Below are 21817 nucleotides of genomic sequence, written 5' to 3'. Positions count from 1 at the left end.
ACGCCTTATTATACTTTCAGAACAATCTATCAGTTAGCTTCAACCTTTACAGCCTGAGCACCTGAATAGTTCTTGAATTCTTCAACCAGAACGTCTGCAAAACCAGGATATAGTCTTGAAATTTCCTGATCTGGAATTGGTGTATCCTTTTCGTTATAGAAAGTAATTGCACTGTACTTCTTCTGGTGGATACCAACACGAATCTTGTACTTGCCGGTATTTATATCAAGAAGACGTCTGCCTCTTACATTCACCCAGTTATCTGTATTGTCATTAACTTCAACGTCATACTCTGCCTTAGCTACAGAGTGTTTGATAATCTTCCATCCGCATCTGTCAAACAGACCTTCCAGAATAGAGGTAGTAGTTTCGAATGGAGCTTCAACAATAATTGCCAGATGCTTGTTGTGATCCTTACCGATTGATACAACAAGGTTGTCTGGATCAACTGCAGACTCATGCTGTTTTGCATCGATCTCGTGAATGATATTGTTTGCAAAGCCCATAGCAAAACGTTCCTGCTCAATCATATCAAGAACATCTTCCATTCCCTTGCCTGATGACAGAGAAGTCATTGAACCAATCAGCTTTGAAGCAATACCTAAAGAACCGTCGGAATTTCTTCCCACACGAATCTGATAGATCTGATTGTACTTCTTAAGACCAACATCGGCATCCGTTATATCGTAAGGCTTACCGAACTCTGTAAAGTCACGGGAAATGGTGGTCAGAAGATACTGGCCTGGTGCAATTCTTCCGACACCAATATTCATGTGCTTGAGCACAGATGCAAGAAGCATCCACGCATCATCCTCTGTCTGAATTCCATGAGAACCGTTTCTCTCAAACCAGACAATAGCCTCACCATCAGACCACTGAGTATGAATACCCATATCAGACCTGTATGGAGCTGTTGGAGGACGAACATCAACAGCCTCTCCCAGAGGGCCATGTAGAGCCTTGGCATCAACCTGTGGAATGGTCAACTCAGAGTTAAGACCAGGATTATCCAAACCTTCAGGAACAACAAGAGTATTTCTGTAGATCTTTGAATCAACGTGCTCGTAATAGCCGGTAACTTCTCTTGTACTCTTATCCATACCAAAATATTCTTGGTAATAGTCTTTTACAGTAACGCAGCCTGTCATGCTAAGAGTTGGCAATGCCATTACAGTTACGACTAAAGCAAGTTTATCTAACTTATACTTTGTCACCTAAATACTCCTGTAATTCAATTATTGTTTTTTAGATATCCAATTATTCAGAATATCTATGTAATTATCTAATTATTGAGTCAGACCAGTTCTTCTTATTGCAAAGGGAACAGCTGACTTACCTAATACAGTTCTGTGTCGACTGTTTTCTTGTATCGCACAGAAGCTAATCTAATACATAATCAAAAAGCACCGTGCTTTACACGATGCTTGAATATATATGGATAATTCTATTCATCCTGCTGAAGAAGAGGTTTCTGCAAGTAATTGAATAAATTGGTACTTACCATATTCAAAACCTCTTTAATGGATGAAAGCTCAGGATCATAAGCATTGATATAGGTTGGCTCTGAACCTGGCTCATAATAGCAGACACTTGAGAATACAGCATCTACATCAGTATCAGAAAGAGTCAGTGAACATCTGAAATCGATTAAACGTTCAACACCAGCCTGAATTAAAAGAGGATCTCTCATTTCCTTTCGGAAATTGATAACTCCCATTGATCTATCATCTAGGAAGATCTGATTAGGACGAACACCAACCTTCACCCAATGCTCAGCTTTATCATAAGCTCTTTCTAGCTGATTATCAGAATGATAAGTGAATGCTACTTCATAATCACTTCCTGGTGGAGGCGCTACCTTACCCTCTTCCTTCTGAGCGTCATCATTTTCAAAATCTGACATAGTGTACTCACTCCTTCTTTCACTTATCGCTTGTTATACAGAAACTTTTTTGGTCTCTCTTAGAGCAACAGTAAGATTAAACTCTGGATTATCATCAGTAAAGTTCTTGCTGTCGACACAGAAATAACCTTCTCTTTCAAACTGGAAACTCTGACCAACCTTTGCATTCTTCAAACTTGCTTCTAAGGCTGCATTCTCAATTTCAATCTTAGAATTCTTGTTTACAGTTGAAAGGAAATCCTCTGCAGCACCTGGATTAGGTACATTAAACAGATTCTCATATAGATTAACTTTGCCACGATAGCAGTTATTAGCATCAACCCAGTGGATTACTCCCTTTGGCTTATGACCTTCAATAGTTGCACCAACTGAATTTGGAACTGCTACAACATGAACCACGGTAACCTTGCCTTCACTGTCCTTTTCGCAGGAAACGGCCTGAACCACGTAGGAATTACGCAGACGAACCTCATGCCCCAGCTTCAGACGCTTATACTGCTTATTAGCCTCTTCTCTAAAATCGGCCTCGTCAATATACAGCTCCTTGCTGATAGTGATGATTCTAGAACCTAAATCCTCACGCTCAGGATGATTACTGATAGTATATGAAGTATCAGTTACACCTTCCTCACCATAGTTATCAATAACCAGCTTGATTGGGCGAAGCACAGCCATAGCACGAGGAGCATTTCTGTTAAGATCATCTCTGATGCATGACTCAAGGGCGCTCATCTCTACAACATTTTCCTGCTTGGTCACACCGATACGGCGACAGAACTCTCTGATGGAAGCAGGTGTATAGCCTCTGCGACGCAGACCGGAGATAGTGGTCAGACGAGGATCATCCCATCCATCAACAATGCCTTCTTTAACTAGAAGGTTCAGCTTGCGCTTTGAAGTGATAGAACCTTCAAGATTCAGACGGCTCATCTCATACTGATGAGGACGAGCCTTGATGGAAATATGATCTAAAACCCAGTCATAAAGTCTGCGGTTATCCTGGAACTCTAAAGTACAGATAGAATGAGTAATCCCCTCAATAGCGTCGGAGATGCAGTGTGTAAAATCATACATAGGATAAATACACCACTTATCCTTTGTAATGGCATGCTCTGCAAATCTTACTCGATAAATAACAGGGTCACGCATACATATGAATGGCGATGCCATATCAATCTTTGCTCTCAGACAAACCTGACCTTCTTTGAATTCACCTGCCTTCATTTTCTCAAACAGAGCACGGTTTTCTTCAATTGGACGGTTTCTGAATGGACTCTCTTTGCCAGGCTCCTTTAAGGTTCCACGATATTCACGAATCTCATCAGGAGAAAGCTCGTCAACATATGCAAGGCCTTTGTCGATCAGCTCTAAAGCATAACCGTACAGACGGTCGAAGTAATCAGAAGAATGACGAATCTCAGTCCATTTAAATCCAAGCCACTGAACATCTCTCTGGATGGAATTGATATATTCCATATCCTCTTTTTCAGGGTTGGTATCATCAAATCTTAAATTGCAGGTTCCTTTATAATCTCTAGCAAGACCGAAATTCAGACAGATTGATTTTGCGTGACCGATATGAAGGTAACCATTTGGCTCTGGAGGGAATCTGGTTGCAACATGGTCATGGCGACCTGAATTTAAATCATCATCAATAATGTCGGTAATAAAGTTGCGAGGGATTTTCTCCTCTTCACCAACAGCAACAGTCATTTAATAAGCTCCAAAATCCAAAATAACCTAATTACACAAATCTTCCCATTCAGAAGATTCCTATGCTATTTAATAGCAAAAAAGGGCTGCAGTATTCTTTCGACTTATGCCCTTTGCTCTTTAAGTTTGCGTGTAAGTCTGTAAAAGTCAGTTTAAATTAACGTTATGACAGATACTCTTACGATTAAAGAGAACATTATTTATTCTTTTAATTTCTGCTCTATCTATCATGCAGATTTTATTTTCTAACATGCTAATTCTAGCAAAGTGCCTGTAAACACTCAATTTTATTAACTGTTTTTATTTCAAAAAAACATTTTTGAAAAATTTTTATCTTAAAGTTCAAAATGTTAAAAAAACGCTTTTCCATATTAATGTATAAATTTGCGAGATAGATTTCATTTTTCTTTGAAGATCAGCAGGTAGAATGCGGTCTGAGAATAATTTCAACTAAATGCTACACATACACTAAAAAAAAGCATATAATTCCATGAATTTTGTATTTGTATATGTAATCTAATTTGAGGATACAAAAATGAGCTTTGAGTCAGAAAAGCCTTTTAATGATTTCCAGCACTTTGCACGTGGTATCCGTCGCAGTGGTGATTTTACTATCAATGAGTCAAACCTGCTTGAGAAGTATGGCACTGCAATGATGGAGCTTTACAACGGAACTCGCAAGCCAAAAACAGAAGAAGAGAAAGTTTTTGTAAAACAGATTACTTCAGATGAGGTTATTACCGATCATAACGCAAAAATTTTCAAGAAGTATCTTCAGGTTATCCAGCCACGTCACCTTCACAGACTATGCTCTGTTGGTAATGATGACGAGTTAAATGGCAATGGCTACATAAACGGTTCATCAGACGACACTTCAGGCTTAGATTAATTCTGACGTGTGAAAAAAAGACGCTTTATAGCGTCTTTTTTTTGTCTTTAAAACTCTTGCCTCAATCTTAAATCATCGAGTAATTACTTAAGTTTCTTAATAACCTTGGCTGGGTTACCTCCAACCAGTGTCTTACTCTCCACATCCGAAGTTACTACAGCTCCACCACCAACCACAGCATCATCCCCTATTGTTACTCCCGGAAGTATCAGCGCATTGGCACCGATCCAGACTCTATTTCCAATCTTTACCCTTTTTGGATGCAAATACTGAAGGGAGCCAAATTCATGATTATCCGTAATGATTGATACATTAGGACCAATAAAGGTACCTTCACCAATCTCAATACCTCCTGCCGCCATAAAGGTACTGTTATGATTGACAAAAACATTCTCTCCAATAAACAGATGGCGTGGAAAATATATATGAATAGGAGGGATTAGAATTGAAGACGGAGGGAGCTTGCCATTGAAGAGTTCATCAAAAAGAGTTTTCAGAATCTTAAAATCAGGTTCGCTGAAATTGATTCTATGGCACATAGCATTTGCCCAATAGATATTCTCAATTGCGGGAGCAAATTCTTCAGAGCGAATATTTACCTTTCTTCCTTTTAATAGCTTCTCAAATACATCTGTCATGGCGTACCTCACAAAAGAACTCATTTTAAGATTAGGTCATAAGGAGGATTTCAGCAGATAAATCGGATTTAATTTTATTAGGAACTAGAGTAAAAAAACGTTTTATACAAAATTAGGCAAAGAAGATATAAGATTAGGCAAACAAACACGTAGGACTGTTTAATTTATTATATAAAAATGAGCATATTTTCCAAACATTGCTCTAGATCAACTTTTTTAATTTAATTCTCCGTATAATGAACCCATAAGTTAATTCTATACAATCAAACAAACATAAGGATCTTATCGGCATCAGGTGCTTCACCTGGTGCCGTATTTCTTTTCAGACTAGATAAGAAACCCAATCGTTACTCTGTCATTTCCGGCTAAATCTTTGATGGTTTCCACATTCTTATAACCGTTTTCAGTAAAAATAGTGGCAACGGATTTGCCCTGGTTATAGCCGTGTTCAATCAGCAGAGGTGCGCCTGACTCCAGATGAGAGAGAGCATCTGCACATATGATTCGGATATCATCAAGACCATCAGAACCGGAAGTCAGAGCACTTATAGGTTCATAAGGAAGAGAAGTCTTTGTAAGATGGGGATCATTCTCCTCAATGTAAGGAGGATTTGAAACAATTAAAGAAAACTTCTTATCCCCTAAAGCACTGAACCAGTCTGACTCAATAAAGGTTACATCCAGGGAATGAGTTCTTGCATTCTCTCTGGCAACATTTAGAGCTTTTTTAGAAATATCGCAGGCATAAGCCTCAACCGCATCCCCATACTCTGATTTTAAAGCCAGAATAATCGCGCCAGTTCCGGTTCCCATATCCAGAATTGGGCCATGAACCTTACAGTCGAGAGCCTTTTGAACTATTATCTCGGTATCAGGTCTTGGAATTAAAGTATCTTCAGTTACCTTTAGCTTCAATCCCCAAAATTCCTTATATCCAAGAATATAAGCAATAGGATAACCGCTAATTCTCTTCTCTATCAGCTCATTCAAATGATTTACAGTTTCATCAGAAAGTTCATCTGTATCATGAGTAATCAGCTGAACCTTAGTTAAATCTGTCAGATAAGAAAGAATTAAAGAGGCATCAAGAGAAGCACTTTCTATTCCTGCACCAGCAAGTTTTGCACGGGAGAGTTTTAAAGCTTCAAATATAGTCATAGGAAGGATTTTTAATAACTATCCACAGAAAACTGTGAATAGTTATTTATTTGTGATGGGATTACAGAGCACCCTGAGAAGCCATAGAAGCAAGCTGTTCTGCCTTGAACTCCTCAATTACAGGTTTAAGCATCAGATCAAGATTACCTGCCAGAACTTCGTCTAAACGATAAACAGTCAGGTTGATACGATGATCGGTAATACGGCTCTGAGGGAAGTTATAGGTTCTGATACGATCAGAACGGTCACCTGAAGCTAAGATACTGTGACGCATCTCAGTAGCCTGTGCATTTCTCTTATCTTCCTCTAACTGAGCAAGTCTTGAGTACAGAACTTCCATAGCACGGGCTCTGTTCTGATGCTGTGAACGCTCATCCTGACACTCAACCACAATACCAGTTGGAAGGTGGGTAATACGAATTGCAGAATCAGTCTTGTTAATGTGCTGACCACCGGCACCTGATGCACGGAAGGTATCAATTCTTAAATCAGACTGATTGATAACTGGAGCTTCTGCAGGTGGAATCTCTGGCAGAACCATTACAGTACATGCGGAGGTGTGAACACGGCCCTGAGTTTCTGTTACAGGTACACGCTGAACACGGTGACCACCTGACTCAAACTTCATATAGCCATATGCGCCTTCACCAGACATCTTGGCAATAATTTCCTTGTAGCCGCCCATTTCACCTTCTGCTACAGAGATAACCTCAAGCTGCCAGCCCTTTGACTCAACATAGTGGGTGTACATCTTGAACAGATCACCTGCAAACAGAGCAGCTTCATCACCACCGGTACCGGCACGGATTTCAAGGAAGCAGTTACAGTCATCGCGCTTGTCATGAGGAAGAAGAAGTAACTGAAGCTCATGTTCAAGATGCTCAGTCTTCTCTCTGGTAGGACCGATTTCTTCCTCGGCCATAGCCTTCATATCTTCATCATCACCATTCAGCATCAGCTCCATTTCTTCAAGATCTGATACAGCGGTTGTATATTCTTTATATGTAGTTACTGTAACCTGCAGCTGTGAATACTCACGGTTAAGTTCACGGAATTTATCCTGATCCGCGATAACATCAGGCTGGCTTAAAAGCTGTTCAACTTCCTGATGACGCTCAACCAGAGCCTCTAGTTTACGTAAAATAGATTCTTGCATAACACTCTTTCAACGTTAAAAAATTTGGCCTTATTTTAGCAGAAATCACATTTTTTTGAAGATTGGTAAAGAAAAAAATAATATACAAAAGACAAGAGGGTACTTCACAAAATCGAGAAATTTTTAAAAGGAAAAAACAAAGAGTTGATGTTTTACAGACATTCATAAAAAAGCCAACTGATTGATTCTATTGAATATCGGCTTTTATTAACATATTTCTGAATTCTGTATAAAAAATTGCTTATCTGAAAAGATCACCTAAAATTAAGATCCAATAGAAAGAATTTGATGTGCCAGGATTTCTTTTATCATTCTTGATCCTGGCACTTTTTTTGTCTGTTTAATAGCCTTGAGCCATACTATCTAACAGTTCATCATACTGTTTCTTCAGCTGAGCAACCTTAGCCTTCTTCTCCATAATGCTTGCATCTTCATCCAGATTCTTTACTGCCTCTGAAGAATTTCTGACATTGTTAATCTTTGTCTGAAGATCTTTGGTCATAGCATTCTTCTGTCTTAAAGATGCCTCAAGAGAACTTAGATTATCATTTATCTTATCCATCTCGGCCAAACGTGTAGTCCTGTCAGAAATAATAGCACTGCGCTGACTTTCAAGTTCAATAACACTCTGAGACAACTCTTTCTGCTGAGCAGCCAGATCTTTAATTTCCTGAGACTTGGCATTAACTCTTTTCTCATAGGAACCGGAAGCAACACAACCTAGTTTATCCAGAAAACTTGGGTCACTAATACTTGGGTCGCATTTATCCGGAGATGTTGTACAGGCTGTTAAAAATAATGAACCAAGTAAAACTAACTTATTTATATTCTTCATAAAAGCTTAATTCCTAAATACTAATCTGGCTTACATCGCCCTTTACAATTGAGGTTTGCTGAGCATAACTTGAGATTGAGTTTTCAAGCTCATATATATTCTGCTCTAATCTTTCAATCTCATTATCAAGCTCTTCAGCTTTTCTCTCGGCCACTCTGCTGTTAGTTGCAGGCTTGCCACCTTCACCCCTATCAAGGGAATCTCTTAAGGACCTGTATTCATTAAGCGTTGATTTATCCGAATCAAGTCTCTTTCTCATGTAAGCAAGATTTGCCTCCATATCTGAAAGCTTTTTCTCTAAATCAGCCTTTGAGGCAGTTCCTGCTTTGATGTTAGCCTTGATACTTTCAACCTCGGCACGATCATCAGCTAAAGTCTGCTCTGAAGTTTCCTTTAGGGTTCTGGTACTGTTTATACTGTCCTGAACCTGCTTCTTGCTGGCATCAAGCTGATCCTCAAGATTGTGATAATTAGCTCTGGTTTTATCAAGCATATAGTTGGCAGTCATACCTGCGGCACAGCCGGCAGTTGCCGCGATAAGACAGGCTGCGGCCTTGTTATCGTCCTTGATGCCAAGACATGCCAGACCTGCGATGGTTGCTCCGATAAGACAGGCGCCACCTCCAGATTTTGAGAAGAACTTTGGTTCGTCCTTTTTCAGATTTGGATTAACCGAACCAGAATCGGTGGAAGCGCAGCCGGTGACAAATACACTAAGAGCAACGGCAATACAAACCAAACTTGATTTCATCATAATGATCTTCCTGTTTACCTGTGAATAGTCATAGGAAATTCAGACTTTGTTGTTCCTGATGACTTGCCATCATAAGATGAAGTACAGTCAGAGTTTCCATCTTTACCAGGCTTACATACAACCTTAGGCATTGCATAGGAGGAACCATCGGTGCAGTTGGCAATGGAATTACCCTGAATTGTCAGAGCACCACCGGATAATCCTCCATTTACATTACCGGTACATTTAACACCATTTTTCTGAGAAATAGTAGCGGTTCCCTTTCCATCTTTGAAATTATATTCAAGCTGAATAGGTTTATTGGTCTTTTTATCAACAATTGCGGAATTTACTTTCCAGGTTCCATCCAGCTTTGTAATATCACCACTGTTCAGATCAGAGTTGGAAAGCTGAGGACCATCAGCTACTGGAGCTGTGGTGTTATCTTCACTAAGCTGTGGAGGTACAGGAACATTCTGATTGTCATCAGTCTTGTTCTGTAATGGATCCTGAGGATTCTCTGAAGGCTGTTCATTATCAGCGTTCTTATTATCTTCCTGTGCTGCAGGATTTTCAGGCTCCTGTGCAGGAGTTTCATTCTGATTTGCATTAGGATCTTCTGCAACAGGTTCATTTGCTGCAGGTTCAGAAACCGGCTCCTGCTGTGCATCTGGAATTACGTTCTCAGGAACAGTCTGTGGCTCTTCTGTTACAGGAACACTGCCCTGAACATTTTCTCCATCAACCTTTACGACTGTACCATCATTAAGGCGAACAATCTTCTCCTTGTCAAGTCTGTCAGGAACAACCAGAGTTTTCTGAGCAGGCTCTAATGATAAATTACCAAGATCAGGGAAGCTACCAAACAGAGGTAGTCCATGTACTCTTGCAAAGAACCACCACCATAACAGATAAGCAAGCAGCGGTAAGAGCAGTAACAGTAAAGGCAGAAGCAGCCAGCACCACTTATGAGGAGTTGCGACTGGAGTCGCTGCAACTGCAGGTTTTACAGGAGCAGCACCTGCGACAGGAGGTAGAGAGGCTCTTAATCTTGTGAAAGGATCACCAGATAAGGTATCACCTCGATTCAAAAAGCCCCAGAAAGTAATTACTGGACGGCCGTTTACAATGTAAACACATTCTTCATCAGGGAAATGAATTGCAGGATTAACAGCATCACCATCTCCGGTACCGGTCAGAAAATGAGCAAACAATCTGTCGTTGGCATTAAGAGCACGAGCCTGAAGATTAAAACCATAGTTTAGAAATTTCTCATTCAGACGATTAAGCTCTTCCATAGCAGCACGCTTTTCAGCCGGTGAAGCTGCCGGCCATGCGACCACACTGTACTCGCCCTGTTTGTTGTCAGCTGCAAACGGAATAAACCAGTCCACATGAGAACCATCAGCAGTAAATCTTGGAACAGCCAGATAATCAGCATATTTCTGACCAAGCTGTTCTGAAGTAATAATGGAGGATCTGAAGGCATCAGCTCTCTGCCATACCAGAACACCATCCTCTCCAATGGCAAAATAATTCTTCAAATCACCACTGTTAAGTAATCTTGATGCCATTTTTTCTCCTTAAACCTACTCTTAATATTCTGTTTTCGTATATAACAACTAATACTATCTGAATCTTAATCTTCACATACTTTCTTCAGTGAAGCACCAGCCTGTTTTAAGAAAGCTTCAATCTGCTTTGCATCCTTTGGCTTGAATACCTGTCCACCGGTATTTCTTGCAATACAGGAAGCAGAATCAATGGAATCACCAATCAGAATTGTATGGATCTTAAGCTTAGGCTGACGCTCATGAATCTTCTGAGCCACGGTACATACATTCATATTAGAGGTGAAAGGACAGGTATCCTCACCGTCTGAGATCAGAATACCGACTGCATCTGAGTTCTTACCGTCAAGCATCTTTGAAAGGGAATTCAGACCGTTTACAAGTGGAGTCTTTCCGTCGAATGCGTAAGGATTGATATTATCAATTGAGGCTAACAGAGCAGAACGTTTTGCAGGAGCGAAGAAACCTCTGTTCTTAGCTGCTGGACAACCGTTGATTTCCACAAGACCGATACTTACATTCTTATCAACGCTGCCGATCAGATCCTTTGCAGCACTCTTGGCTGCCTTTAATCTGGTTGTTGAACCGTATCTCATCTGCATAGACTCAGAACCGTCAAAAGCAATTGCCATCTGAGGCATCTTGCCCTGCTCCTTTAAGGTCTTACACTTTGGAACCTTCTTGGCTTCAGCCTTCTTTTTAGCTTCTTCGGCCTTTTTCTTAGCTTCAGCCTCAGCTTTCTTCTTGGCAGCTAGCTGTGCAGCTTCCTCTTCCTGCTTCTTCTTTAGAGCTTCAGCAGCAAGTCTCTCCTGTTCAGCTTTCTCCTCAGCTTCCTTTTTAGCCTTGAGTTCTTCTTCAAGAGCGAGTCGTTTTGCCTCTTCTTCCTTTAGTTTCTCTTCTAAAGCCTTCTTTTCTTCATCTTCTTTAGGTTCAGGCTGAACTACAGGTTCTTCCTTAACTTCCTCCTGAGGAGGTACTGGAGGTTCAACAACCTGTTCAGTCTGATTGCCAAATAAAGCATCGAAGCGATCCTTTAAGGTTCCTTCCATTGGCCATGGTCTCAGGAAAAACCACCATAAAAGACCTAGAAGCAGCAGACCTAACAGAAGCAGCAGTAAAAAAGGAAGGAGACATCCTTTCTTAGGAGGAATTGCTGCAGCTGCTACCGGAGGTACTGGATTTAGCCATACTGGTTTTGCATTCAATAAGGCTCCAACCGCAACCGGTATCTCATTCTGCAGAACAAAAAACTTCTCAGCATGAGCTACCGCGTAGGCATAATCAGCACGTGATGAGATAAGCTCCTGATTAAGCAGAGGCTTATCTGAGATCAGAAAGTTATAAACATGCTCTTTACGCTTCTCTAAAAGTTCAGAGGCTTTTGCAAACTGACTACGATTGGAGGAATCAACCTCAATCTGTTCACCGCTTTTAGGAGTCAGAAAATTTACATACTCGCCATCGACAACAGGCTGAGCCAGTATTGCTGAATATTCCTGACCAAGCTGCTGTTCAATTTCTCTGTCCCATTGTGCAGCATGAGGTGCATAGGCTAATACCTGAGGTGAAACTTCCTGTCTTTTGCATCTGTATATTCGTAGCATTTATTATTTTCCCTTTCCAACCTTGCTGCACTCATCTGTCCATAGCTTGTGGTTCTTGGCAGAATCCTTTGAAAGCTTCTTGTATCCATCCAGATGATGATAATAGGTATCTACATAAGAGTCATATTTTGTATTTGAACCAAAAGCTTCCTTGGCATTTTTTAGCTGAGATTTAAAAATACCCATGCTGTAGTTCATACGGGCGTTAGCCATGGTATCTCCGTAGTAAGTCAGTATCTCCTTTAAGGAAGCCTCATTTAATGCAATATTCGAATTAACTGACTCAAGATTCTTGCAGCGATCTTTAGATGACTCACACTGTTTTTTCACAACGTTCAGAAGGTTTCTGTAATAGCCCAAGGTATTGGCACCATCATTTACAGTCTTGCACAGGAATCCGCCTAATCTGAGATTTGCAGTAACAGCGACCTCCTTCATAGACTCAGCCTGAGCATTGGCAGTTGTAATCTTATCCTTGAGGTCCTTAAGCTCTGCTAAAAGTTTTGAATTGGAGGTATTCAGAGAATCATTTAATGACATCAGACTCTCATTGAGCTTCTGAAGCTTGTCACTCTTCTTTTCAAGGTTAGAGTTAAGCGCATTCAGAGAGGAATTCTGTTCCTTTAAGCTGTCGGTTTCCTTCTTAAAGCTCTCCTGAGCTTTTTTGCTTTCAGCTTCATACTGTTCAATACGCTTTTTGGCTGAAGCAAGAACATTATCAGATTCATCCTGAGGATCATGATCACCTAGAGATTCGACATCAGAATTGAGTTTTTTAACCTCATCGGTATTCTGAGCCACAGGAACAGAAAGCACAAATCTTGTGGAGGTATCATTGGATATAACATCAGCACCGTTTACATACAGATGTTTTTCTGTACGGAAGGAGCTGGCTAAAGAATCCTTAGGGGTTAAAAAGCTGCCGCCACGAACGCAGACGCCACCGGACAAACCTAGGAGTCTTCCGGTTCTTACAGCCTTAAATGGTTCTAGAATCATTTCCTGAGCGTTACCAAGCATGTCATAAAGTCCCAGAGGATTAGGCTTTTTCAGTCCGGAAAGCTGCAGTTTTCCATTCGCGCTCTGAGGCCCGTCATACCAGGCATACAAGGATAAATCATCATTTTCCATAGGAGGCAGATTAGCTTCAAACTGACTCTGAGTTACTGCATTACCACCGCGGGCAGCAAACTCCCATTCATCATCAGAGGCCAGTCTGGCGTAGGCCACGGTATTATTCTCTGACTTGAAACTCTCCTTTGACTGCTGAAGAAACAGCGAATAACTGTGAGCCGCATTCATAGCATCAAAATATGAAATCTTTACTGCAGGCAGTCTTGATAGCTTGTTAAGTTTCAGAGAAGAACACTTGTCTGAGTTGACAAGAGCCTCATACTGTCCGGCCATAAGCTCATACTTTGCCATCAGAAAATAATAGCCCTTTGAATCATGGAGTGAGCCCTGAACATATCTAAGATTAGGATTCTGAGCCATAGGTGACTTGTTCTGGGCAGAACCTGCATTGTAATTCTTATCCTTAATCTTTTTAGGATCGTTTGAGGTATAAACTTTTTTAAAAACCATCACCCTGTCGCAAGGCATAGGTATAACCACATCGTCCTTCTGAGGATTTGGATTAAAGATTTTTACTGCCTCGTCACTGCAGTAGGCATTTGCACTTAGAGCAAGAGAAACTGCCGCTGCAATTTTTCCTATTTGCTTAAACATTTCTTAAACTATCCGCAACCTTAAGATTCAAGACCTTGAAACGACATAGAACCATACTTACAGCTACACAGATAAGCACAGTCAGAATGCCGCCAGTTATCACGTGAGACAAGGTAAGAATACTTACCAGAGTCTCTGGACCTAAAAGGTCTTTAAAATAAAGATTAAAAGTAAACATTCCCGCGTAAAACAGTCCAAGTGAACACAGATAGGCACAGACTGAGAGAATGAAATTCTGAATTATGACAATAAAGAAAACTCCGCTCTTTGACATACCGCTTAAAAACAGCAGCGCAAAAGTTTTCTCAAGTCTTGAAAGATTAGTAAATATAAGACCAATCGTTGCCATTACGCCACCTGCTATAGACGTTAGCGCAATAGTGGTAAATATAAAGGAAAGCACCTTGGAGATTGCCTTCAGATTCTCTACAGAGGCAAGCTTGTCTGTAATTGAGTAATTCTGACGAAGCATTCTCGATACAGGTTCCAAATCACTTAAACTTTTCACATATATTCTGGCCTTGGCAAAGGTCTGTCGTTGTGTATTCGGATTGGCCCCGTCAGAGAAAACCGGAGGGTCAAAGCCATCGCGATAATCTTCCATATAGACCAGAGTATTGAAATTAACCAGAATCGTCTTGTGAGGCAGAAGCTCCTTTTTGATTATTCCCTTGAGAGTAAAAGGAACAACTGCATTAACTGTTTTATTGTCTGTAATTCTGGAGATTACAAATTTAAAGTTATCCCCTACCTTAAGACCTAAATCCTGAGCAGTAGTTTCTGACAGGTAGGCTTCAGTCTCAGACAGTTCACCGTTCAGTCCCATTTCCCTGACAATTGGATCACCAATGCCTGTAGGAAGAGTCTCAAGATTCTGAACAATTTTGCCATTAAAACTGATATTAGCAGTTACACTTAAAGAGCGGGTTAGAGGCATCACAAAACCAATATGGGGATTGCTGCTAAGCTCATCAAAAAACTGCCGATCCAGTCTGTATCCAGACATCATTCTGATTTCAAGATTTGAAGGATTTGAGCTTAATTTATGCTCAAGATTTGAAATGATTCCAAAGCGCAGAGAGAAAAGCAGAAGCAGAGGTGCAATCACAGCACAGAGAGATGCAACGATACAGATGCTGATAATCTTGTCAAATCTGAGAGAGCACAGAGCAAGCTTTAAGATCATAATGACTCCCTGTAGACAAAAATACCACTCTGAGAGTCATCTGACTCGTAGTCCAGAACACTTAGAGAGTGTTTTCTTACAAGTGCCAGATCATGGGTAACCATAAGTACGCACATACTGTATTTTGAACAGACCTCAAGCATGACAGAAATCAGTTTGTCTCCATTCTGAGGATCAAGAGATGAGGTTGGCTCATCAATAAACAGAATCTTTGGATTGTGGCAGATACTCTTGAAGAACACCGCACGCTGTCGCTGTCCGATAGACAGCTCATAAGGATAAAGGTCAAGAACGTCGCTAAGTCCAAAATCCTCAAACAGAGCAAGAGAATTTCTCAGAAGAGAGTCTGTATCGTCTGTCTTTAAATTCAGCTTCTTTTTAGAGATGCCAGAGATATCTATCTGAAATTTAAGGTTTTCTTTTATACTAAGATAAGGAATCAGCCCACCGCTCTGAGGCATATAGCCCATGAGAGCAGAACGGATAAGACGTCTTGCTTCGGCTTTTTCTGAAAGGACATCCTTATCATCAATAAAGTATTTACCAAAGCTGCTGTTGTCTCTTAAAAGGGCCAGACACTCTAAAAGAGTAGATTTACCGCAACCTGAGACACCGGTTACAGCCAGGACCGAGCCTGGCTCCATCCTAAGGGAATCAAGGCGAATGGTATACCCGCTCTTTTCATCTCTTTTAGGATAGCTAAAAGAGAAATCCTTAACTTTTAAATAAGCATCCACTTATGGAAGAACCTCTAGAGGAATTGGATATACAGCCATAGAAGCATCTTCAGCAGGGTTTAGCTTAATCCATCTTGCAGCATCATCATTGCACTGCTGATAGTAGTTAAGTTTTGACTCCAGATCACTTATGGTCTGATTCTGCTCATCTGGTCCCATATTTGCCCAGGTCTGCTCATCAAGCTCCTGGATACGGCTCTTGTATGGAAGATCCTCAAGATATTCACCTAAAAGACCAAGTTCACCTAACTTCATAGAGTTTGCACTGCCTAAAGAGCCAGGATCGCGTCCCATACTTACAGCAACAGATCTCAGCTGACTGAACATATCCTCTGGTTTTAAAATACCCTCATTGGCAGAGTCCAGAATCTTCTTGGTTATATCCTTCAAAGAGGACAGCTCATCCTTGGTTAAAAGAACCACTGGAGTACTTGTAACCTTGTCGTGGGCAATAAGATCACGATCAGAAATCCATCCGGAAAGGAAATCAGGTGCACTTGTACCCAGTTTCTCACCTAAATAGGCAAGCTGCATAGCATAACCTAAAGCAGCAGTATCTGATGCCATGGCAGAATCATCCTTTGGATCAGGAGCTGTACCTAAAGCATCCTTACCCATTGATGCAAGCTTTACCTGATTAGTAATGTTCTTTGAAAGCTCATCGATTTTATTACCGAAGCTGGTGACATCACCGGCATTGACAGGATAGTACAGAGACTTCTGAATGGTCTCGTTGTAAGTCAGATCCTGATACTGATTCTTAGCACGGTCATGATTTGAATTTCTCTTGCCGGAGTCTGTCAGAAGATGCATTGCATAAATAGCTACACCCTTGTGCTTAGCCTCAGCACGAAGCTCTTTTGAATCAAGACCGGTGGAAGAGAACTTATCGGAACCGCTGATACCACCTGCATCAGTAATCAGTACCACATATCTTCCGCCATAATTTGACCAGTCGATTTTCTCTAAAGCTGAATTAATACCCGCAAAGGAATCTTCATCGAAGTATTTACTTGAAACCGTAGCCTGATTAAGAGTTTCAAGCTTTTTCTTGAACTGCTCCTCATCAGTAGCCTCACCAGGTTTTACGAAAACCTTTGATACATATTCAAGCTCAGGTACAGCCTTGGTACTTGATCTGAAAGAGACAAGACCGAAATGAACACTGTTGGAAAGCTTCTGCTCTTTGATGTGCTTGGCAATCGATCTGATGGTTTCCTTGGTTCTGTCAATGTATGGCTGCATTGATATACTTGAATCGATTACAAATACAACGGCAGCTTTAAAGGTTTTCAGCTCATTCTGAAGATCGGTCTTACCCTTGGACTTATCCTCTTTCTTGGTGACCGAGGCAATCTTAAGCTCTCGCAGATAGTTGCCGTCATCAAACATGGTCTCTTCAAAATCAAGAATAGGCAGCAGATAGAACTGTTTCTTGTAGTCAACGTAGGTTTCAGGCTCTACAGAGATTACCCCTGGGATCTGCTCATTCTTTGAAAGCTTCTCCATCATAGGAGAAACCTTGCTCTTTGGATCACTGTCATCAACAATCTTCTGTAGCTCATCCTTTGTCTTGAAAATCAGAGCTCTGTTTCGTGAAGCTGGATTGGTAAACATCAGAGCAGTCTGCATCTTCCAGTCTACAACACAGCTCTTATCAAGATATCCGGTAGTTTTTCCAGAGACATCAGGACCTACCAGATAAGAGTTACCCTCATCCTTGTATATATAGAAACGGGAGAAGGCTGCAACCTTATCGCCTGAAGCATCAGCGGCGTTCTTCTTTAAAACACAGCCTGGAGTTGTCAGTACTCTCTGATAAATGGACTTTTTTCCATCCATCAAAAGAGGAGTATCAGCATAGGTATTGCATGACAGAGCTGTTAAAAGCACTGCACTTAATGTCATGTATCGAAGTTTCATTTACTTTACTCCTTAAGCTTACCTATAGCCTCATTGGCCTCATTCATACCCAGATCAGCTGCTTTCTGATACCAGTAGAGAGCCTGAGTCTTATCTTTCTGAATACATTTGCTCTGAGCTGTAGAATTTGGATCAAAATACTTAGCAAACAGATAGGCAGCAGAAGAATCTTTTCTGCCATAGCTTGATAAAAGACGTTTGCCTAAATCACAGCGATCGTTCTCTAAGGACTGTTCTGACAGAGTTGAAATAACCTCAATCTTAGGATTTGAACTCAGACAGTTGCTGATAATCACCTCATCCTTCTCCGCACTTAGTGTGCAGGCTGCAGAACTACTGTTTGCTGCAGTGCTATTTGCAGGATCTTTAGGAGTCTGTGCTGTACTCTGAGCAGGCTGATTATCTGCAGGATTCTGAGGTTCTTCATTAACAGCCGGTTCTGCTGGCTTCTGAGAATTATCATCTGAAGCAACAGTCTCGGTGTTCTTATTCTCCTCCTCTGCCTTCTTGCTCTCATCTAAAGCAGGATCTTTCTTTGGCTCCTCGGTAAGTTTTTCCTCAGTTACAGCTGGAGGCTGAGAAACAACAGAATCATCTCCGCTGAAAAAGTTCTTCCAAACCAGGAAAGCTGCCAGCAGAAGAAGCAGAGCTACAATAGCAGCAATCAGAGGAATCATAAAGGATTTCTTTTTACCTCCTGCAGACTGAACATTCTGCGAAAGAGGAACATCCTGATTAACACCTGAGAATAAGCTTTCAGATGAGGCTGAACCTGCAGCATTAGCTGAGGCTGCAGATGGAGAATTAACGTACTGAGCCTGAGGTTCATGAGAATCAAGAATCAGAGAGATATCACCTTCTGGAGAGGTGAAGAAATCCTGAGTACTGCCGCAAACCTTGTTATCTGCAGTAATAAATTCCTTCACAAAGGTTTCAAATTTTCCGTTGTAACGATTAACCTGAGAAGAGACATTGTTGAAGGTCTGAGCACTCAGTCTGACCTTATAGCCTTTCTCTGGAGAATAGAAGGAAATATCCTCAGGTCTGACACTTTCCTCTGCAACAAGCTCCTGTGCATTTTCAGGTCTGATTGAAATATTGAAGCTGTGGGTATTGCCTCCCACGCCGATATTAGAATCAAATAAGGACCAGCAGTTCTTTAAAATCAGGTAGCCCTGATTGTTTTCCTTAATAATGGAAGCAGTTAGTTTTTCTGTAAATTCAGACATTTTTCATCTCTAAAAAACACTATCGATCTGAGATAGAATCTCGCAGATTTCACGGTTAAGTTCAGGAGAGATATTGTATTTACTCTCGGCAGTTACATTCTTTGCACAGATGACATTCAAAAGAACACTGAAATAATCGTTGCAGTAATGCTGTCTGATACCATCGACATCAGCTCTCTTTATATCAGCCATGAAGTTTCTGTGCTCTGAACTTTCCTTAAACAGAGGACGGGAAGATTCTTTCTCATTCCTTTCACCATCGGCATGGCCCCTTACTTGAATGCGATCAATCTTTGAATCATCAAGCTTGCCAACACACAGATAGGTATTGAAGTCAGAGATAATCTGAAGAGCTCTTGCACACTGTCCGTCACACAGATCATCCTTCTTTGAGGTAGGAGACTCATAAGGATCAATGGCATCAATAACTGCCTGCTCAACATTCATCGCATTGTATGCCTTTGACAGTTCAACGGTTAAATACTGCATCAGCTCGTGGAATTTGTCTCTTAGAGCATTCTTGTCATTAATCAGAGAACCATTGTCTGCAATAAAGAAATTGTAAGCTTCGCGCTCATTCTCAGGATAGTCTTCAACGTTTTTCTTTTCTATCTCCCAGAATCTTAGAATATCTGAGAGCATTACATCAAAGAATACTCCGTTGCGCATAGATTCAAGATTATCTTCACGCATCTTGGTTAACGCCTTGGCAAAACGGAAGGCATTGCTTGAGCGTCCGCCACTGAAGTTCTCAAGATAATTCTCTCGAGCAAGATCCTCGCTGATTTCAATAAAGCTTCTGAAACGTCCAAAGGTTCCTGCCACAACATCACAGGAGGCCAGCTGTCTGAACTTGGATAAGGCATTTGCGTGAGCAATTCTTATGGCCTGTTCGCCAGATTCTCTTGCATATTTGCCGATACGGTTTCTAAGAGCAGAAGTCAGACTCTTGATGTTGTCATTGAATTTCTCTTTACCAAAATTGTAATCAGTAAAGTTATCCTTAAGGAAGGTAGAAAGGTACTGAATACCACCGTCGTTGGCTTTTAAAACCTCGGAGATAACAGGTGTATCCTCTGCCCTGCCCATCTGCTTGTAATGATTAAACTCATATACATATTTCATATCAGGGTCTTTTACGATTTCCTTTTTATAGGCATCGATATAAGACTGATATTCTGGACGGATTCCGGTTTCCACATCATCTGAGCTGAAGACGTATACATCATTCTTAGAGTGCAGATTTGGTCTTCTTACAAAGAAGAACTGATTGAACTCCTGACCATGTGCCCAGTTCTGAATCCAGCCTGTAGCGTAGCGCTCCATGGCTGTGGTAATAGTCTTGCCGATATCAGATAAAGAGGCAGCCTCCTTGCCGATGTCACGGGTAAAGCAGGCATCAAACTTGGTAAAGGCACCAACTACAGGGATCTTGTCGTAAGAAGCTCTATCCTCAGGCTCCTTTCCAATGTTCTCATATACCCATGAGGACAGATATGGAGTAACTTCAGCTACTTCTGCCTGACCTTCAACACTTGAACAGAACAGCAGCACATCAATTTCGTGACGCTGACAGTATCTTTCAATCAGATAGCCTACCTTACCACGACGGATAAACTCAGTTGCGGTATTCTGACCGTTCTTTGCAAGACCATCGGCGTCCTTCCAGATTGAGATCTCCTCTCTCTTTCTTGAACGGGCACCTGGGAAATCCAGAACATCAAAGTTTCCTGACTGAGATGCAGCTGGTACAGGGAAACTTATCTCTGCGGTTGCAAATGCCAGAATCGGGAAGCGAATCTTGGCAATATCTGAGGCCTCCTTATCTAGGGAGATATCCACAACCAGAGGAAGCTCTTCTCTGAAAACACCATCTAAAGCATGAATATCAATCAGAGTCTTCTGAGGGATCTGCATCAGTTTGCCGTCGATCTCGGTTACAAAGGCATTAAGTGGAGCATATGCCTCACGTTTGCCCTTGAATTTCTCCATCTCAGGAGCAATAGTTTCGTAAAGATTGTTAAAGGCCTTCAGATTTCCCCAGAACAGAGAGAACAGTCTGCCTCTACCCTTGAGATTAAGTGAAGAGATGATGTGTCTTACATGATTCCAGAAGTCACAGTCAGGCTTAAACTCCTCAGACATCAGACAGCAGAATGCGGCATGTGAATATACATACTCAGAAAGTTCTACAATATCATTCTGAGTAACATAGGATGTCTCTCCATCCTTCAGCTGATACTCATCTCCCTTAAGCTCATCAAACAGCGCTTCAAGCTTAGATTTATCCTTAAAGCGGTTATCGTACTCAATCATGAAGTCCTTGGCTGCTTCAAGGTTCATATCTAGATAGAAAGAGTTAACAAGAATCTTGATAAGTTCAACTTCATTTAAAATCTTAAGGGTTACTGGGAAGCCCTTTACAGCAGGAGAAGTCATACGGGTGAAGCGGGTTACAAGACCAGTTGCCTCACGGTTGCCTCCGGTAGGATTCAGATGATGAAAGAAGGAAATCTCCTTTCCTTCCCAGTTGGCAACAAGACCTTCGCCACCGCCGTTTGAAGCCAGAGCTGAAACCAGATAGCTCTTGCCGGCCTGTGAAGCACCGAATACACCGATAGTTGAATTAACAGGAAGAACCTCATGAGCGGCATCGGCCATGTTATGAAGCTGGCAGATGGCAATCCCCAGAGAATTCTCTTCCTTTCTCAGTTCTTCCTCATCCTGTGCAGCCTTTTCAACCCACTTATATGCCTTATCACAGTATTGTGCCAGAAGATTCAGACGATTATCTTTAAATTCGTTTTTCATAAA

At 41.2% G+C, this 21817-nt stretch carries 16 protein-coding genes and 1 pseudogene; 1 reads left to right on the top strand and 16 read right to left on the bottom strand.

Annotated features, from left to right (window positions below; translation table 11 throughout):
- Nucleotides 1-29: 29 nt before the first annotated feature.
- The 3 genes from bamC to glnS all read right to left on the bottom strand — a co-directional run bounded on the left by bamC (nt 30) and on the right by glnS (nt 3616).
- Nucleotides 30-1214, bottom strand: coding sequence for an outer membrane protein assembly factor BamC (gene bamC, locus BM308_RS01855; protein ID WP_074942598.1), 1185 nt, complete (start codon nt 1212-1214; stop codon nt 30-32).
- Nucleotides 1215-1444: 230 nt separating this feature from the next.
- Nucleotides 1445-1903, bottom strand: coding sequence for a hypothetical protein (locus tag BM308_RS01850; RefSeq protein WP_074942597.1), 459 nt, complete (start codon nt 1901-1903; stop codon nt 1445-1447).
- Nucleotides 1904-1936: 33 nt separating this feature from the next.
- A complete protein-coding gene (glnS, locus tag BM308_RS01845) occupies nt 1937-3616 on the bottom strand; it encodes a glutamine--tRNA ligase (RefSeq protein ID WP_074942596.1) in 1680 nt (559 codons plus the stop codon).
- Between the two features lie 535 nt (nt 3617-4151).
- On the opposite strand from glnS, the gene maoP reads away from it, so the two are divergent.
- Nucleotides 4152-4505 (top strand): MaoP family protein, encoded by a 354-nt coding sequence (gene maoP / locus BM308_RS01840; protein WP_074942595.1) that lies wholly within the window; start codon nt 4152-4154, stop codon nt 4503-4505.
- A gap of 92 nt (nt 4506-4597) precedes the next feature.
- On the opposite strand, the pseudogene BM308_RS13640 reads toward maoP, so the two are convergent.
- From BM308_RS13640 to BM308_RS01775, 13 genes and pseudogenes are all read right to left on the bottom strand, one after another.
- Nucleotides 4598-4750, bottom strand: a pseudogene (locus BM308_RS13640) (DapH/DapD/GlmU-related protein); the annotation flags it as partial.
- Between the two features lie 720 nt (nt 4751-5470).
- Complete coding sequence (gene prmC / locus BM308_RS01830; RefSeq protein ID WP_074942593.1) at nt 5471-6301, bottom strand: peptide chain release factor N(5)-glutamine methyltransferase; 831 nt, start codon at nt 6299-6301, stop codon at nt 5471-5473.
- A gap of 61 nt (nt 6302-6362) precedes the next feature.
- Complete coding sequence (prfA, locus tag BM308_RS01825) at nt 6363-7457, bottom strand: peptide chain release factor 1 (RefSeq protein ID WP_074942592.1); 1095 nt, start codon at nt 7455-7457, stop codon at nt 6363-6365.
- 340 nt (nt 7458-7797) lie between these two features.
- Complete coding sequence (locus tag BM308_RS01820) at nt 7798-8292, bottom strand: coiled-coil domain-containing protein (RefSeq protein WP_074942591.1); 495 nt, start codon at nt 8290-8292, stop codon at nt 7798-7800.
- 13 nt (nt 8293-8305) lie between these two features.
- A complete protein-coding gene (locus tag BM308_RS01815; RefSeq protein WP_074942590.1) occupies nt 8306-9046 on the bottom strand; it encodes a hypothetical protein in 741 nt (246 codons plus the stop codon).
- Nucleotides 9047-9060: 14 nt separating this feature from the next.
- Nucleotides 9061-10599, bottom strand: a complete 1539-nt coding sequence (locus tag BM308_RS01810; RefSeq protein WP_074942589.1) for an SrfA family protein — start codon at nt 10597-10599, stop codon at nt 9061-9063.
- 65 nt (nt 10600-10664) lie between these two features.
- Nucleotides 10665-12200: a vWA domain-containing protein gene (locus BM308_RS01805; RefSeq protein ID WP_074942588.1), complete on the bottom strand. Its 1536-nt coding sequence runs from the start codon at nt 12198-12200 to the stop codon at nt 10665-10667.
- Between the two features lie 3 nt (nt 12201-12203).
- Nucleotides 12204-13928 carry an SUMF1/EgtB/PvdO family nonheme iron enzyme gene (locus BM308_RS01800; RefSeq protein ID WP_074942587.1) on the bottom strand — a complete coding sequence of 575 codons (1725 nt, stop codon included), beginning with the start codon at nt 13926-13928 and terminating at the stop codon, nt 12204-12206.
- Entirely contained in the window at nt 13921-15114 is a 1194-nt protein-coding gene (locus tag BM308_RS01795; RefSeq protein WP_074942586.1) for an ABC transporter permease, read from the bottom strand. The genes BM308_RS01800 and BM308_RS01795 overlap by 8 nt, the downstream gene beginning before the upstream one ends.
- Nucleotides 15111-15851: an ABC transporter ATP-binding protein gene (locus BM308_RS01790; protein WP_074942585.1), complete on the bottom strand. Its 741-nt coding sequence runs from the start codon at nt 15849-15851 to the stop codon at nt 15111-15113. Before BM308_RS01790 ends, BM308_RS01795 begins: the two co-directional genes overlap by 4 nt.
- Nucleotides 15852-17774 carry a vWA domain-containing protein gene (locus BM308_RS01785; RefSeq protein WP_074942584.1) on the bottom strand — a complete coding sequence of 641 codons (1923 nt, stop codon included), beginning with the start codon at nt 17772-17774 and terminating at the stop codon, nt 15852-15854.
- Between the two features lie 5 nt (nt 17775-17779).
- A complete protein-coding gene (locus BM308_RS01780; RefSeq protein WP_074942583.1) occupies nt 17780-19003 on the bottom strand; it encodes an SEL1-like repeat protein in 1224 nt (407 codons plus the stop codon).
- A gap of 9 nt (nt 19004-19012) precedes the next feature.
- On the bottom strand, nt 19013-21814 hold the full coding sequence (locus tag BM308_RS01775) for a virulence factor SrfC family protein (protein WP_074942582.1): 2802 nt from the start codon (nt 21812-21814) through the stop codon (nt 19013-19015).
- Between the last annotated feature and the right edge of the window lie 3 nt (nt 21815-21817).

It is taken from the genome of Succinivibrio dextrinosolvens (genome assembly GCF_900116345.1).
In the GTDB taxonomy this organism is placed as follows: domain Bacteria; phylum Pseudomonadota; class Gammaproteobacteria; order Enterobacterales; family Succinivibrionaceae; genus Succinivibrio; species Succinivibrio dextrinosolvens_B.
The sequence above is the reverse complement of the archived record's forward strand: the minus strand, read 5'-3'. Positions and strand labels throughout refer to the sequence as shown.

Excerpts from the sequence above, each read along its gene's own strand:
- BM308_RS01815 (WP_074942590.1), bottom strand. The coding sequence starts at position 9,046 with ATGATGAAATCAAGTTTGGTTTGTATTGCCGTTGCTCTTAGTGTATTT.
- prmC (WP_074942593.1), bottom strand. The coding sequence starts at position 6,301 with ATGACTATATTTGAAGCTTTAAAACTCTCCCGTGCAAAACTTGCTGGT.
- BM308_RS01805 (WP_074942588.1), bottom strand. The coding sequence starts at position 12,200 with ATGCTACGAATATACAGATGCAAAAGACAGGAAGTTTCACCTCAGGTA.
- BM308_RS01775 (WP_074942582.1), bottom strand. The coding sequence starts at position 21,814 with ATGAAAAACGAATTTAAAGATAATCGTCTGAATCTTCTGGCACAATAC.
- BM308_RS01810 (WP_074942589.1), bottom strand. The coding sequence starts at position 10,599 with ATGGCATCAAGATTACTTAACAGTGGTGATTTGAAGAATTATTTTGCC.
- BM308_RS01795 (WP_074942586.1), bottom strand. The coding sequence starts at position 15,114 with ATGATCTTAAAGCTTGCTCTGTGCTCTCTCAGATTTGACAAGATTATC.
- BM308_RS01785 (WP_074942584.1), bottom strand. The coding sequence starts at position 17,774 with ATGAAACTTCGATACATGACATTAAGTGCAGTGCTTTTAACAGCTCTG.
- BM308_RS01820 (WP_074942591.1), bottom strand. The coding sequence starts at position 8,292 with ATGAAGAATATAAATAAGTTAGTTTTACTTGGTTCATTATTTTTAACA.
- glnS (WP_074942596.1), bottom strand. The coding sequence starts at position 3,616 with ATGACTGTTGCTGTTGGTGAAGAGGAGAAAATCCCTCGCAACTTTATT.
- BM308_RS01850 (WP_074942597.1), bottom strand. The coding sequence starts at position 1,903 with ATGTCAGATTTTGAAAATGATGACGCTCAGAAGGAAGAGGGTAAGGTA.
- prfA (WP_074942592.1), bottom strand. The coding sequence starts at position 7,457 with ATGCAAGAATCTATTTTACGTAAACTAGAGGCTCTGGTTGAGCGTCAT.
- BM308_RS01800 (WP_074942587.1), bottom strand. The coding sequence starts at position 13,928 with ATGTTTAAGCAAATAGGAAAAATTGCAGCGGCAGTTTCTCTTGCTCTA.
- maoP (WP_074942595.1), top strand. The coding sequence starts at position 4,152 with ATGAGCTTTGAGTCAGAAAAGCCTTTTAATGATTTCCAGCACTTTGCA.
- BM308_RS01780 (WP_074942583.1), bottom strand. The coding sequence starts at position 19,003 with ATGTCTGAATTTACAGAAAAACTAACTGCTTCCATTATTAAGGAAAAC.